This window comes from Collinsella sp. HCP3S3_E11 (assembly GCF_052067375.1).
Lineage (GTDB): Bacteria > Actinomycetota > Coriobacteriia > Coriobacteriales > Coriobacteriaceae > Collinsella.
Map to the genome: position 1 here is coordinate 1 of NZ_JBQHQI010000006.1, position 13,423 is coordinate 13,423.

The 13,423-nt window shown below is 59.2% G+C and carries 11 protein-coding genes, 1 tRNA gene and 1 pseudogene; 6 read left to right on the forward strand and 7 right to left on the reverse strand.

Going from position 1 to position 13,423, the window contains the following annotated elements:
* Positions 1 to 264 precede the first annotated feature (264 nt).
* Together ACTM86_RS05075 and ACTM86_RS05080 are read right to left on the reverse strand one after the other, a co-directional pair.
* Positions 265 to 672, reverse strand: a complete 408-nt coding sequence (locus ACTM86_RS05075; RefSeq protein WP_441015903.1) for a type II toxin-antitoxin system RelE/ParE family toxin — start codon at positions 670 to 672, stop codon at positions 265 to 267.
* The gene (locus ACTM86_RS05080) at positions 563 to 979 is read right to left on the reverse strand and encodes a type II toxin-antitoxin system prevent-host-death family antitoxin (RefSeq protein ID WP_370513641.1); all 417 of its coding nucleotides are present in this window, start codon (positions 977 to 979) and stop codon (positions 563 to 565) included. The genes ACTM86_RS05075 and ACTM86_RS05080 overlap by 110 nt, the downstream gene beginning before the upstream one ends.
* A gap of 61 nt (positions 980 to 1,040) precedes the next feature.
* On the opposite strand from ACTM86_RS05080, the pseudogene ACTM86_RS05085 reads away from it, so the two are divergent.
* Together ACTM86_RS05085 and ACTM86_RS05090 are read left to right on the forward strand one after the other, a co-directional pair.
* A pseudogene (locus ACTM86_RS05085) lies at positions 1,041 to 2,786 on the forward strand (carbon starvation CstA family protein); the annotation flags it as partial.
* 183 nt (positions 2,787 to 2,969) lie between these two features.
* Positions 2,970 to 5,132: a hypothetical protein gene (locus tag ACTM86_RS05090; RefSeq protein WP_441015906.1), complete on the forward strand. Its 2,163-nt coding sequence runs from the start codon at positions 2,970 to 2,972 to the stop codon at positions 5,130 to 5,132.
* Positions 5,133 to 5,935: 803 nt separating this feature from the next.
* On the opposite strand, the gene ACTM86_RS05095 is transcribed toward ACTM86_RS05090, so the two are convergent.
* The 4 genes from ACTM86_RS05095 to ACTM86_RS05110 form a co-directional block, all read right to left on the reverse strand.
* Positions 5,936 to 6,010 (reverse strand) — tRNA-Gln (locus ACTM86_RS05095).
* Between the two features lie 38 nt (positions 6,011 to 6,048).
* Positions 6,049 to 6,954 carry a peptidoglycan-binding domain-containing protein gene (locus tag ACTM86_RS05100; RefSeq protein ID WP_441015909.1) on the reverse strand — a complete coding sequence of 302 codons (906 nt, stop codon included), beginning with the start codon at positions 6,952 to 6,954 and terminating at the stop codon, positions 6,049 to 6,051.
* A gap of 138 nt (positions 6,955 to 7,092) precedes the next feature.
* A complete protein-coding gene (locus ACTM86_RS05105; RefSeq protein ID WP_441015912.1) occupies positions 7,093 to 8,106 on the reverse strand; it encodes a polyprenyl synthetase family protein in 1,014 nt (337 codons plus the stop codon).
* 128 nt (positions 8,107 to 8,234) lie between these two features.
* Positions 8,235 to 8,693 carry an HAD family hydrolase gene (locus tag ACTM86_RS05110; RefSeq protein WP_441015915.1) on the reverse strand — a complete coding sequence of 153 codons (459 nt, stop codon included), beginning with the start codon at positions 8,691 to 8,693 and terminating at the stop codon, positions 8,235 to 8,237.
* A 224-nt stretch (positions 8,694 to 8,917) separates the two neighbouring features.
* Here ACTM86_RS05110 and ACTM86_RS05115 point away from each other — a divergent pair, with 224 nt between their 5' ends.
* The 3 genes from ACTM86_RS05115 (at position 8,918) to ACTM86_RS05125 (ending at position 10,761) form a co-directional block, all read left to right on the forward strand.
* Positions 8,918 to 9,637 (forward strand): GntR family transcriptional regulator, encoded by a 720-nt coding sequence (locus ACTM86_RS05115; protein ID WP_441015918.1) that lies wholly within the window; start codon positions 8,918 to 8,920, stop codon positions 9,635 to 9,637.
* Positions 9,638 to 9,821: 184 nt separating this feature from the next.
* Positions 9,822 to 10,163 carry an extracellular solute-binding protein gene (locus tag ACTM86_RS05120; protein ID WP_441015921.1) on the forward strand — a complete coding sequence of 114 codons (342 nt, stop codon included), beginning with the start codon at positions 9,822 to 9,824 and terminating at the stop codon, positions 10,161 to 10,163.
* A 25-nt stretch (positions 10,164 to 10,188) separates the two neighbouring features.
* On the forward strand, positions 10,189 to 10,761 hold the full coding sequence (locus ACTM86_RS05125; RefSeq protein WP_441016119.1) for an extracellular solute-binding protein: 573 nt from the start codon (positions 10,189 to 10,191) through the stop codon (positions 10,759 to 10,761).
* Between the two features lie 114 nt (positions 10,762 to 10,875).
* Here the strand turns inward: ACTM86_RS05125 and galE are convergent, their stop codons facing one another.
* On the reverse strand, positions 10,876 to 11,937 hold the full coding sequence (gene galE, locus ACTM86_RS05130; protein WP_441015924.1) for a UDP-glucose 4-epimerase GalE: 1,062 nt from the start codon (positions 11,935 to 11,937) through the stop codon (positions 10,876 to 10,878).
* Positions 11,938 to 12,203: 266 nt separating this feature from the next.
* Here galE and ACTM86_RS05135 point away from each other — a divergent pair, with 266 nt between their 5' ends.
* Positions 12,204 to 13,409, forward strand: a complete 1,206-nt coding sequence (locus ACTM86_RS05135; RefSeq protein WP_427719726.1) for a PcsB-like coiled-coil domain-containing protein — start codon at positions 12,204 to 12,206, stop codon at positions 13,407 to 13,409.
* Positions 13,410 to 13,423: the final 14 nt, after the last annotated feature.

Here is a 13,423-nt window from a genome sequence, read left to right on the forward strand (position 1 = left end):
AAGTACATAGTGGAGCACGAGTGGGGCAAGAGGAGGTACCTGGACATGTCGAAGCTGGAGGAGATGGACGAGCTGAGGGGAAAGGCGGAGGGCTAGAAGAGGACGGGGCCGAGGACGGCTAAATCAATTTGCGAAAGAATCTTGACGGTACCGTCGGGAACCTTTCTGTATCGATGCGGCTACTGAGCTGGATCGGCGTCGACAACGTCCGGCAAGGTTAGCCAGCCTGCGTCGAATTTACGGCGTGCTTTAGCTGAGAGAAACCTACCTGATAATCGACTCAATATCTCGGCTTTTATATAGCAGTCGGCGGACTTCCATGACGTCGTCGATGACGACATAAAAAACCATGTAGTTGCCAACGTAGAAGCGGTAATACGGGTGCGACCGTCTTCTTGTCGAAGGGTATGTTGGTGACATGGTTGGATTCTTGAGATGCTCGAGTATGCCTGCTTCAACATTGTCGACAAGCCTATTTGCTGCAGCGGGGTTATTGAGATCAAAGGCGATATATGACGCTGCTTGGCTGAGGTCCTCCCAAAATAGGGGAAGATAGCGGAGCTTATAGTGCCTGTTCATCGAGACCGCCGTCGAGCATTTTTCTGACAGAGCCAAAGACATCGTCGTGTGTATAGCGAAGTTGCATGCTGGCAGCCTGACGATCAGCGGCATCAAGTGCGCTCTCGATTGTATTGCACAGTGACTTGTACTGCTCAAAGCTCATGACGACCATAGAGCCCCGCCCGTTTTTAGTTAGAAAAACCGGACCCTCCTGTTCGACTTCGCGTTCAACATCCGGGTAGTGATTTCTAAGATCTGAGACTGGCCTAATATTCACAGCTACCTCCTGAGCTATCAGAATATTATCGTAATTATGATAACAGAGTTGAGATTTGGGATGGGAACTCCTCGGGGGCGGGGCGGGCGCCTGCCGCCATATATGAACTTTATCGCGAGTTCCGCACGAACAGGAGGCCACTTAATGTGGCCTCCGTCGTGAGCAGGACTGCCCGAGCAGGAAAGTTCATATATGGCGGCAGGCGCCCGTCTCCGCCTTCACCGCGTTCTCGCATCAGTTCAGCTCGATCTGCGGTGCTGGCCCTGTTACGGGTACGATCGTGGCCATGGCCTTCGGCTGGCTGCCCGTCGTGCTCTGGGTCCTCGTCGGCGGCATCTTCTTTGGCGCCGTTCACGACTTTGGCGCCCTGTACGCTTCGATGAAGAACAACGGCAAGTCCTTGGCTCAGCTCATCGAGAAGTACATCGGCAAGACCGGCCGTCGCCTGTTCCTGCTGTTCTGCTGGCTGTTCTGCATCATCGTCATCGCCGCTTTTACCGACATGGTCTGCAAGACGTTCATGTTCACCCCGGTCGTTGACGCCTCTGGCGCTGCCACCGGTGCCATCGACTTCACCAAGTCCTATGCCGCTGGCTGCGCTGGCACCATCTCCATCCTGTTCACCTTCGTCGCCATGGCCTTTGGTTGGGCTCAGAAGAAGTTCAACCTCACCGGCGCTGCCGAGTTCGTCACCGGCGTGGTGCTCATGGTCCTCATGTTTGCCGTCGGTATGCAGTTCCCGGTTTACCTGGACAAGTTCCAGTGGTTCGCCGTCGTCATGGTCTACCTGGTCTTTGCCGGTGCCATGCCCATCCAGATGCTCAAGACCCCTCGCGACTACCTCACTTCCATCATGATGATCGTCATGATTGTCTGCGCTGTCCTCGGCATCGTCGTCCTGGGCGTTAACGGCCAGGCCACCATCACCGCTCCGGTTTTCACCGGCTTTAGCAATGCCTCGGGCATGATGTTCCCGGTCCTGTTTGTCTCCGTTGCCTGCGGCGCTCTCTCCGGTTTCCATAGCCTCGTTTCTTCGGGCACCTCTTCCAAGCAGGTCGAGAAGGAGCAGGACGCCGTCAAGGTCGGTTATGGCGCCATGATCGTCGAGTCCTTCGTCGGCATCCTCGCCATCATCGTCGCCGGCATCATGTTCTCCGACATGAACACTGCCGGTACCGGCGCCCTCAACGCCGGCGTCGCTTCCACCCCGTTCCAGATCTTTGCTGCTGGCATCTCCCGCGGTATGCAGGCCTTCGGTGTTGACGGCACGCTCGCTACCGTCTTTATGACCATGAACGTCTCCGCTCTGGCCCTGCCCTCGCTCGACGCCGTCGCCCGCATCGCCCGCACCTCGTTCTCCGAGTTCTTTGCCCAGACCAACGACGCCCTGGCCATCGAGTCCAAGGCCGGCTACATGAAGGTCCTCGGCAACCCCTGGTTCGCCACGGTTGTCACCCTGCTCCCCGGCCTCGCCCTTGCCTTTGGTGGCTATGCCAACATCTGGCCGCTTTTTGGTGCTTCCAACCAGCTGCTCGGCGGCATGACCATGATCACCCTTGCCGTGTTCTGCAAGTGCACCGGTCGCAAGGGCTGGATGCTCTACGTGCCCGTCGCCTTCCTGCTCTGCTGCACCTTCACCTCGCTGGTCCAGAGCGCCATGGGCTGCATGACCGCCGTCCAGGCCTACGGCTTCTTCGGTACCATCCCAGCTACCGCCACTACGGCCGCCGTCTCCGTCGCCGCCACCAAGGGCCTGCAGCTCGTCTTTGCCGTCCTGCTGATGGTCCTGGGCCTCATCGTTGCCGTCAACTGCCTCAAGGAGCTCTTCGGCAAGGAGGCCGGTTCCATGCCCGACGAGGAGCCCGAGTGGTCCGAGATGGGCAAGGCCGAGTATGGTCGCGCTGCTGCTGCCGAGGCTCCTGCAGGCGCCGAGGCCGCCAAGGCCTAATCGACCTAACGGATTGAGCGTCACATCTATATGACTCGGAAAGGCCAGGTCCGCAACTGCGCGGGCTCGGCTTTTTTTCCTTGCAAAAGCTAGTGTGCCCGGGTGTTCTCGCAGATGTTTTGCGTGGATAGGGGCGTGCGTTGTACCATATAGACGTGTATGTGTACATATGAAAGGGGCCCCGTGGCCAAGACGGTATATTCCGATAACCAAAACAACGTCGATGCCCTGGCTGAGCGTCTGAGCAGCCAGACGTCGCTTTCTGCCGAGCGTGCCAAGCTGGTTGCCTACGACCTGCTCTGCCGCAAGGCGCTCAAGATCAAGTCGAGCGCGCTGGCGCAGATTTTCCGTTCCGTCGATAAGGAATGTGACACCAAGGCGATGCGCGATGAGCTTATCGCGGCAAAGATCGTTACCAAGATCGAGGGCAGCGGCATTAACGGGCGCCCAGCGTTCTATACCATTAATGCCGAGATTCGCGATGTCCAGGAGCAGCCTGCCGAGGCTGCCGAAGAGGCCGTCGAGGACGTTGTCGAGGCGCCTGCTGCGGTGGAAACGGCTCCGCGCGAGAACGTCGACACCGATGAGCTGCTTGACGAGAGCGTCGTTCGCGCCTTTACGGCCAAGGCGGGCCGCGGCGGTTTTGGCGGGGGCGGTAAACGCGATGCGCAGCGCCGTGCCCAGCAGGAGCGCTTCCGTCGCGCCGTGGCTCAAAAGGATGCGACGGATGTCGAGCCCGTCGAGGATGAGGCTGTTACCGAGCCGCAGTGCGCCGCTGAGGTCCAGGAGCCTAAGCGTCGCCGCGGTGCTCACTTTAAGGCCGAGCAGGGAGGTGTTGTGTGCGACGTTCAGGAGTCCGTCGAGGCTGTTGGTGCACCCGAGGAGCCCGTCAAGAAGGCTCCGGGTTCATGCCGTCCCGGACGCGGCTTTATGGATCGTGCGTATCCCGCAAGGCGTCAAGAAAAGACCGACCAGGCTCCCGCTGCACCAGCGGAGAAGGCTGAGAAGGCTGCCGAGCCGATGGTCCGTGAACAGAAGCCTGTTGAGCCGCGGCCTGCGGGCGATGTCGAGCCCCGAGGCCAGCAGTCTGCGGGCGAGAAAGCGGGGGAGAGCGCTTCGAGCAAGCCTCGCCGTCGTCGTCACCGTGGCGGCCGTGGCTCAAATGCCGAATCCGTGGCCGAGCAGGCAGCGGGGCAAAACAAGGATGCGAAGGCTGAGATCCCGGCGGAGCAGCCCAAGCGCCAGCCAGTAAAGGGGGGCAAGCCTGAGCGTTCGCAAAATGGCTTGTCCGCGCCAAAGCAAGAGCGCAATACTCGGACAGATTCCAAGTGCAAATCCCAGACGCAGCCCAAACCGACTGCAAACGATGCGACCGCCCAGCAGCCTGAGTCGACCGCTCATGGCGAGGTTTCGGCGTTTGCTATGGCCCGTGCCCTGGGCAGTCAGCTGCTCAAGGTCGTTCCCACGCCTGCTGCACTCTCCAAGATTAAGGAGCAACAGACTCAAATCGTTAAGGTTGAGGACAAGGACGGCAAAAAGGTTTCGCAGCGCACTCAGCACAACGAGATGTCCAACCGCAAGATTGCCGAGGAGATTGCGACCATCCAGGCTTGGATTGAGCAGAATCGCGGCGCCGACACGCCGGTCGCCTCGCGTCGCCAGCGCGCCTACCAGATTTTTAACGATGAGAAGGCCTTTGACGGCAAGCACGGCGAGCGCCTGATTCGGCGTATGACCGAAAAGGGTATCAGCATGCAGGCGATTAAGGTCGCCCCCAACCGCCCCGTGCACTTTACGGGCTTCTTTACGCTGGGCGCCGACAAGCCGTTCATTATGGTCGAGAACCTAGACACCTATGACGAGATCGTCAAGCTCTTGCGCGGCCGCAAGCACGCTAAGCTTTTTGGCACCAAGGTGGGTGGCGTGATCTTTGGCGGTGGCTGCAAGGCGAGCGTCTCGCACGCACTGGATGATTATCTGGCCGAGATCGGCTATCGCTTTAACTATGTCTACTACGTGGGCGATATCGACCGAGAGGGTGCGCGCATCGTCGAGCAGGCCCGCAATGCCAATGTGGTTGAGATTCGCTTGCATGCCGGCATGTATCGTGCCATGCTCGCCGAGCACAAGCGTCGCGTGAAAGCTGGCGGCGAGTGCGAGCCTGCGGCTGCCAATCAGGGTGTGCCGCAGAATTTGGCGGCGACAATCAAAGATCTGCCTATGGTCACGCGCGTGCAGTTCCGCAATGTGCTGCGCGAGGGCGGTCGCATTCCGCAGGAGATTCTGATGACCGCCGACTATCGGGATGGCGACTCGGGAAGCTTCGACCGCATGCTGAACAGCTAAATTCCGCCGTTCTACCGAACGGCGGTCTTCTTGACGCTGCGAGGGGCCCTGGCACGGCAATCTGACGTTCAACTTCGGCGGCGCGACCAGAAGGTCAGCGCCGCCTTGTTTCACGTCACCTTGCCATACCAGGACCCCTCTCGCTGTCACGTCCAAAACATCGAGGTCATGTGGCCTTCTTTGCGTGCGGAACTCGCGACAAACTTAATGCCCGGCCCGCCGGGGCCACGCGCCATTTTGTAGATGACGGCTCGCTTTTCGGAACGGGGCTGATATTTCTTGATGTAAGGCGCTCTTGGTCCTTTCGGGCTTGGGGCGTCTGTCTTTTGAGGGTGGATGAGCCGGCACTTGGGGACGTTCCTTTAGTGCCGGCACTTTGGGAACGTCCCCAAGTGCCAGTTGAGATACGGAGAGCCCGTTGTTGATATGGGACGGAGGGATTCCGCGTCCGCCTTCCGGCGGCCGCGCCCCGCTGCGTCGCTCCGTTCCTTGCGTGCTGCGCTGGAAAACGCTTCGCGTTTCCTCAGCTCCGCACCCTTGCGGGTTCGAATCTCTCCGCATGCCCACAAGAAAACGCCCCGGGCTGATGAAAGCCCGGGGCGCTCAGTTACCTTGGCTGGGACGGAGGGATTCCGCGTCCGCCTTCCGGCGGCCGCGCCCCGCTGCGTCGCTCCGCTCCTTGCGTGCTGCGCTGGAAAACGCTTCGCGTTTCCTCAGCTCCGCACCCTTGCGGCTTCGAATCCCTCCGCATGCCCACAAGAAAGCGCCCCGGGCTGATGAAAGCCCGGGGCGCTCAGTTACCTTGGCTGGGACGGAGGGATTCGAACCCCCAACAGCCGGCACCAAAAACCGGAGTTCTACCGTTGAACTACGTCCCAATGTGTGGTGCTGCCCAAAAGCAGCTCGTCTAGTTTACCTAATCTGCGAGGGCATCGCAAACGCCATCGAGCAGGCGTACGGCGAGTGTCTGTGCATCGCTTGCGGTGAAGGTTCCGTTGTAGCGCGTCATGCCCGTGAGCTCAATGCGGATGCGCGCGGGCTTTTGCTGCGCGGCGACATTGGCAGTGCGGATGCGCTGCGCCAGGTTGTGACATTCGGCAAGGGCAATCGTGGCGCGCGGCGCTGCATCTGCGGGCAGCTCATCGCTTGCGATCTCGAGTACCAGGTCCACGTCGGTCGGAACCTCGGAATCGCAAAGCATCATGCCGCTGTTGTCGGTCGTCGCCGTGGCGATGTTCCACATGCGCGATGCAACGCTGCGTGCGATGGGGTCCTCACCGATGACGGCAATCTGGAAGCGCTCGAGCACGTTGGCGGCGCGGGCAAAGCCGATGCGCGACTCGGCCTCGGTAACCGAGGGTTTGCCCTCCCACACGTGATGCAGACGGTTGATATAGGCGTAGGTATCCTGGAATGCCATGCCGTCGGCAAACAGGCCGACATTTTCTTGGAACTGCTGCAAGGCCGCCTCGGTGTGCGGGCCAAAGTAGCCGTCGTCCTCACCGCAGGCAAAACCCAAAGCGTTGAGTGCCCTCTGCAGGGCACGAACGTCGGCACCATGGAAATTGGGCATGCGCAGATAAAGCGTGCGGTCGCCCAGCTTATACGAGGCGTCTACCAGGGCGCTCCAACAGGGGATATCGACGGCGTAGCCAGCGGCAAGGCCGCTGTCGAGCCTAAAGGTGCCAACAGCCTGCTCGGTGGTGGTACCAAAGCGCTTGTCGGCGACCTCGGCGTCATCGATTGTATAGCCGAGCTGCAGAAGGCGGGACTGGACGTCCTCGACGGCTGCTCCCTGCATGCCCGTTGTGATAGGTTCCATGAACGAACCCCTTTCGGCGTACCATTCGTACTATTTGAGCGTGTGTCGGATAGACAACGCAAAGGGTTGCATAAACATGCACTCAACAGTGTAGCAAGTTGTACCCAAATGCGCTGCTGACAGGTTTTATAACCCCCGCTAGTTAAGGCGCTCCACAAAGAAATCTGCCATGGAGTCGAACAGCTCGCGTGCATGCGGGTCGAGCTCGACACCTTCGATAGCGGCCTTGGCCTTGGCAGTCAGGTTGAGTGCGTAAGTGTGGGCGAAATCGACAGAGCCGGTCTGCTGGAAGATCTCCACGGCGCGTGCGAGTTGCACGGGGTCCTCGGTGCCCGAGGAAAGGATTGCCTCGACTTCGTCGTGATAACGCTCGTCTGACAGGGCATGCACGGCGACGAGCGTGCGCTTGCCCTCTGTGATATCGGTGCGGAAGTCCTTGTTGGCGGCCTCCTTGGCGCCAATAAGGTTGAGCAGATCATCTTGGATCTGAAAGGCAAGGCCCGTGTGCAGGCCAAAGGCACGCAGCGCCTCAATCTGGTCTTCGCTGCCGCCACCGATAATGGCTCCGGCGGCAAGTGGCGTGGCTCCGCTGTAGTACGCGGTCTTGTGCGTCGCCATGTCCAGATAATCGTCGACCGAGATGTCAAAGCGCCCATCGCGGACCCAGCCCAGGTCGAGCGCCTGACCCTCGATGGTGCGAACGATCATCTCGGTGAGCTCGTGGAGCACGCGGAGCTTCACGTCTGCCTCGAGCGTGGGGTCGTCGAGAACCGTCTTGGTAACCATGGTGAGCGCTAGGTCGCCGCAGTTGATGGCAAGTCCCGTACCCTCGGTAAGGTACATACAGGGCTTGCCGCGGCGCAGCTGGCCGTTGTCGGCGATGTCGTCATGGATAAGCGCTCCCGACTGAAAGTGCTCGATGGCCGCCGCCGCGCTTCGGGCGCTCTCAAAGCTGCCGCCTACCGCGGTGGCGGCGAGCATGCAGATGAGCGGGCGGTGGCGCTTGCCGGCATTGGCCGTAAATGCCGAGAGCGGGCCATACAGGTAGCGCTCGATATCGGCAGAGGTTGCCTGTCCGTCAAAGAACGTGGCCAGATAGTCGTTAATCTGGTCAAAATGCTGGGCTAAAAAGCTGGTAAACGGACTGGACACGGGTTCTCGCATTCTTTCTTAGGTTGCATCGTTGCGTTATGCAGACAACATATTGCCACATTAGGGCATCGAGCGCGGCGGTTGAAGACGATTGAGCCATGTTGTCGCAAATGCGGCAAGAGGCGCGGCTAGATAAGTCCAAAGTGCTCGAGCGCGGTGACGACGCCGTCGTGGTCGAAGCTGTCGGTGACGTAGTCGGCCTTTTCCTTGAGGAAGTCCGGCGCGTTGCCCATGGCGACGCCAACATCGACCGCCTCCATGAGGGCGATGTCGTTGCTTGCGTCGCCGATGCCGTACACAGTGCCGTGATCTGGCCCCAGGGCGTCAAGCACGGCCTTGATTCCGGCCCGTTTGGTGCACTCGCGAGGCGAGATTTGCAAAAAGCAGTGGGAGGCGTTTAAAGATCGTCCACGAGCCGCGCTGGATGATAGCCCAAAAACATACCAAGGGGTTCCGTATACGGCGAGGTCGCCGACGATGTCCGCAGACGTTGCGAGGGCGGAGACGCCGACCATAAGGCCCGATATGGAAAACAGCATGGCGGGCGCGAACATTGCCCCGCCAAAGCGTTGGATTTTCTGCAGCATAATATGCCTTCCGGATGCAACATGCTGTGCGAGCAAGAACGTTTAAACAATGAACTCATTGTAGAGGACTGGCTGCTTGCCGCATTGACGGTTTTGATTCGGTCCGATTTGGGTGCCGGGGGAACCGTCGACGGTAAATAATACGAGCTTTGCCGATAGACGGTTTAAACAACCCCAAGAAATGCTATCGTGCCTAGCCATACATATTCATTAGAGGTGAAGCCATGCCAAAAGCGATTTACGAAGGAATCTACCGCGAGATCCGTTCGCGCATCATTAACGGGACCTATGCGTTTCAGGAGATGCTGCCAACCGAAGCCGAGCTGACCGCAGAGTTCGACTGCACGCGCAATACCGTCCGCCGCGCCTTGAGCATGCTGGCCGACGAGATGTTTGTGCAGCCCATACACGGCAAGGGCGTACGCGTTATTTGGCTCAAGGGCGAAACCGACATGTTGGGCGCACTCGAGGAAGTCGAGTCGTTTGGCGAATTTGCAAAGCGCAAAAATGCCGTTGCATCGACGGACGTTAAGTCCTTTGAACATCTGGTCTGCACCGAGCAGCTCTCTCGTCGCCTGGGCTTTAAGGTGGGCGAGGAGCTGATTCGCGTAGTGCGTGTCCGAAGCCTCAACGGCAGCGCGCGCCAAGTGGACCATGGCTACTTTTTGGAGTCGATCGCCAAGGGTCTGACCCCCGAGATCGCGGCAGAATCTATCTACGACTATCTGGAGCACAAGCGCGGCATCAAAGTGATGGCAAGTCGCCGTACGGTGAGTGTCGAGCTCGCCAACGATGAAGACTGCAGCTATCTTGACCTCGGCAAATACAACTGCGTTGCCGTCATGGAGAGTCAGTCGTACACCTCGGACGGCATCTTGTTTGAGGTGACGCATGCTCGCACACACCCCGAGATCTTCCATTACCGCTTCAATTCCAAGCGATAGGTAACAGACGCATAAGCTTGCGTTTCGATATGAAGCGCCCCGTGCGGTCGATGGGATATCGGCCGCACGGGGCGCTTTAATTGTTTAGACAATATTTGTCAAGTACGAATGTATCAAGAACCGTTCACCGAAGTTTTTCTACCGCTCTAGTAATACTTGTTCAAATAACTAGCCAAACAGCGTATTGCACAAATCAGAAAAAGGGGCAAAGTCCCCGAACCAATCTCCGAAGGCGGCGGCAAAGGGTGCCGCCACGGTCTTTGGCCTGGGTCTCGTGGGCTGCGGTGGCTCCGCCGGCTCCGGCTCCTCTGCTTCTGGTGACGCTGCCGAGGTCTACTTCCTCCAATTCAAGCCCGAGGTCGACAAGGAGTGGAAGGAGATCGCCAAGGCGTACAAGGAGGAGAAGGGCGTCGAGGTCAAGATCGTGACCGCCGCCTCCAACACCTACGAGGAGAAGCTCAAGTCCGAGATGTCCAAGAGCTCCGCTCCGACCCTGTTCCAGGTCAACGGGCCCACCGGTCTTTAAGAACTGGAAGGACTACTGCGCCGACCTGCCCGATACCAAGGTCCGCGGTGAGCTCGTCGACGACTCCCTGGCTCTGCAGTCCGACGGCAAGGATCTAGGTATCGACTGGGTCCAGGAGAGCTACGGCATCATCTACAACAAGCAGCTCCTCGAGAAGGCCGGCTACAAGGCCGAGGACATCAACTCCTTCGACAAGCTGAAGGCTTGCGCCGATGACATTCAGGCCCGCAAGGACGAGCTTGGCGTTGACGGTGCCTTCACTTCCGCCGGCATGGATGACTCCTCCAGCTGGCGCTACACCACCCACCTCGCCAACCTCCCGTTCTACTACGAGTTCGAGAAGGAGCACAACCAGGAGGATGACGAGATTAAGGGCGAGTATCTCGACAACTTTAAGCAGATCTTCGACCTGTACATCACCGACTCCACCTGCGATCCTTCGCAGCTTGCCTCCAAGACCGGCGACGACGCCACCAACGAGTTCGCAACTGGCAAGGCCGTCTTCTATCCTTCTTGTTGTGGGGTCGGCCTGCCGATGGGTGTGCAGTCCGCCTCCGATGTTCTGATTCGATACACCTATTGTATACATGTTGTTTAAACATGTATAGGCAAGATAAAAAAGTTGGTCGATTTTCGGCGAATGGTTACATGCCATGAAAAAGCCCCGGTCTCACATCGTGAGATCGGGGCAAGAACGGTGTGTAGGTTTTTGCTACTCGGCGTCGGCGAAGCCGTTGGGGTTGTGGCTCTGCCAGTTCCAGCTGTCGCGGCACATGTCCGCGATGTCGTACTGTGCCTTCCAACCCATCATGCGCTCGGCCTTGGAAGCGTCGCACCAGTTGGCGGCGATGTCGCCGGCGCGGCGCTCGCGAATCACGTAGGGCAGCTCTTTGCCACAGGCCTTGGAGAAGGCGGCGACGACCTCGAGCACCGAGGTGCCGGTGCCGGTGCCTAGGTTAAAGATCTCGACGCCGGTCTTGCCGTTCATCCAGTTGAGGGCGGCCACATGGCCCGAGGCCAGGTCACACACGTGGATGTAGTCGCGCACACCGGTGCCGTCGGGGGTGGGGTAGTCGTTGCCAAAGACCTGAACGGCCTCGAGCTTGCCCACGGCAACCTGCGCGACATAAGGCACCAGGTTGTTGGGGATGCCCTTGGGGTCCTCGCCGATCAGGCCCGACGGATGTGCGCCGATGGGGTTGAAGTAGCGGAGCAGCACAACGTTCCACTCGGGGTCGGCGGTGTGAACGTCCATAAGGATCTGCTCAATCATCCACTTGGTCCAGCCATAGGGGTTGGTCGCGGGCTTCTTGGGGTCTTCCTCGGTGACGGGCGGGTTATCCGGATCGCCGTAGACGGTCGAGGAGCTCGAGAAGATGATGGACTTGCAGCCATGGTTGCGCATAACGTCGACGAGCACCAGGGTGTTCTCGATGTTGTTGTGATAGTATTCGACGGGCTTGCTCACCGACTCGCCGACGGCCTTAAAGCCGGCGAAGTGGATGACGCGGTCGATCTGATGGGTATCGAAGATCTTGTTCATGGCATCGCGGTCGAGCACGTTGGCCTCGTAGAAGGTGAGGTTCTTGGCGGCCTTGTCGCCCACGATGGTCTTGATACGGTCGACGGCGACGGCGCTGGAGTTGGAGAGGTCGTCGACGATGACGACCTGGTAGCCACCCTCGAGCAGCTGAACGACGGTGTGCGAGCCGATAAAGCCGGCGCCACCGGTTACGAGGACGCAGGTGTCTTTGGGGTCGAGTGCTTTGGACATGTAGTCTCCTATCGAATCAGGAACACTTCCTGAGGGAGTATAGCGCAGGCAGGGGCACCCAAAACGTGCAGGGCAGGAAAAGCAGACGAACATGCTAACGTACTCATGGAAATGTTTGGCGTGGGCATAACCTTGACTTTGACGTTTGCATACGAGCCGCCGACCATGGGGTTTCCTGCCGTTCGTGGAAATCGTTGGGACGCGTCGGATGTACGCTAATATGTATGAGTTGAGCGACATATAAATAAACATGTAACGGAGTAGATATGTCACCAAACAGCGATTCCATCCTTTCCCAGGAGCTTTCGCGTCGCACTGCCCTCAAGGCCTTGTTCGGCGCCGCTTCTGCAGCCGTTCTTTTTGGTCTGCCCGCTCGCGCCCATGCTGCGGAGGCCACCAAGGAAACCACCGACAAGCTCAATGCGGCCCAGGCTCAGCTTGACGAGGTCCAGGCCCAGCTCGACAGCATCGCAAATGAATACGCGGCGCTGGCCAACAAGAACGCCCAGACCCTCAACGATATCGAGAGCGTACAGGGCCAGATTGACAGCACGCAGGCGCAGATTGACGAAAAGAAGGCCGAGCTCAAAAAGAAGCGCGGCGATCTTTCCGATCGCGTTTCCGCCAACTATAAGTCGGGCGGCACCAACATCCTGTCGCTGCTGCTCGCCTCGGGCTCGTTTGAGGAGCTCGTCGCCAATGCGCACTATGTTGAGAAGATCAACAAGAGCGACCGCGACGCCATCGAGGATATCCAGACCATCCAGAAAGAGCTCGATACGCAGAAGTCCGAGCTCGAGTCGCAAAAAGCCGACTTGGAGAAGCTCAAGGACCAGCAGACTGCCCAGATGCAGGACATGCAGGCCAAGCAGCAAGAGGTCCAGACGGTTCTGAACGGCCTCTCCGACGATGTCAAGGAGCTCATGGCACAGCGCGATTCCGAGATTCTCGCTGCCGCCCAGGCTGAGGAGGCTGCCAAGAAGGCTGCCGCTGCTGCGGCTGCCGCAAACAAGAACAATTCCTACTCGGGTGGTTCAAACTCGGGTGGCGGATCGTATGCGCCCGGAAATCCGCAACAGAATGCCGGCTCGGGCAAGCAGCAGGCTGTCGTCAACGCATGCTACTCCACGCCTTCGCCTGGCCTGAACTGGTGCGCCGCCTGGGTCACCAACGTCTTCCGCAACGCCGGCGTGGGCTACTTTGGCGGCAACGCGTGCGACATGTTTAACGCCTGGTGCTACAGCTCCGATCGTTCGGCGCTGCAGGTGGGCATGATCGTGGCCGACTCGTCGCACAGTGGCACCGGTATGCCGGGTCTGCTGTACGGACACGTGGGCATCTATGTTGGCGGCGGCATCGTTATGAGTAACGAGGGCGCCATCACGTCGAGGTCGCTTGACTCGTTCATTAGCTTTTACGGTACTGGCTCTGGTGTGCGCTGGGGCTGGCTCGGCGGTATCGCGCTGTCGTAGCTGCGGCTTGGTCC

What these genes read in the sequence shown, in the direction of transcription:
- ACTM86_RS05075 (WP_441015903.1), bottom strand. Translation starts at nt 672, where the DNA reads ATGCCGCTGATCGTCAGGCTGCCAGCATGCAACTTCGCTATACACACG.
- ACTM86_RS05100 (WP_441015909.1), bottom strand. Translation starts at nt 6,954, where the DNA reads ATGGAACCTATCACAACGGGCATGCAGGGAGCAGCCGTCGAGGACGTC.
- ACTM86_RS05110 (WP_441015915.1), bottom strand. Translation starts at nt 8,693, where the DNA reads ATGCTGCAGAAAATCCAACGCTTTGGCGGGGCAATGTTCGCGCCCGCC.
- ACTM86_RS05115 (WP_441015918.1), top strand. Translation starts at nt 8,918, where the DNA reads ATGCCAAAAGCGATTTACGAAGGAATCTACCGCGAGATCCGTTCGCGC.
- galE (WP_441015924.1), bottom strand. Translation starts at nt 11,937, where the DNA reads ATGTCCAAAGCACTCGACCCCAAAGACACCTGCGTCCTCGTAACCGGT.
- ACTM86_RS05135 (WP_427719726.1), top strand. Translation starts at nt 12,204, where the DNA reads ATGTCACCAAACAGCGATTCCATCCTTTCCCAGGAGCTTTCGCGTCGC.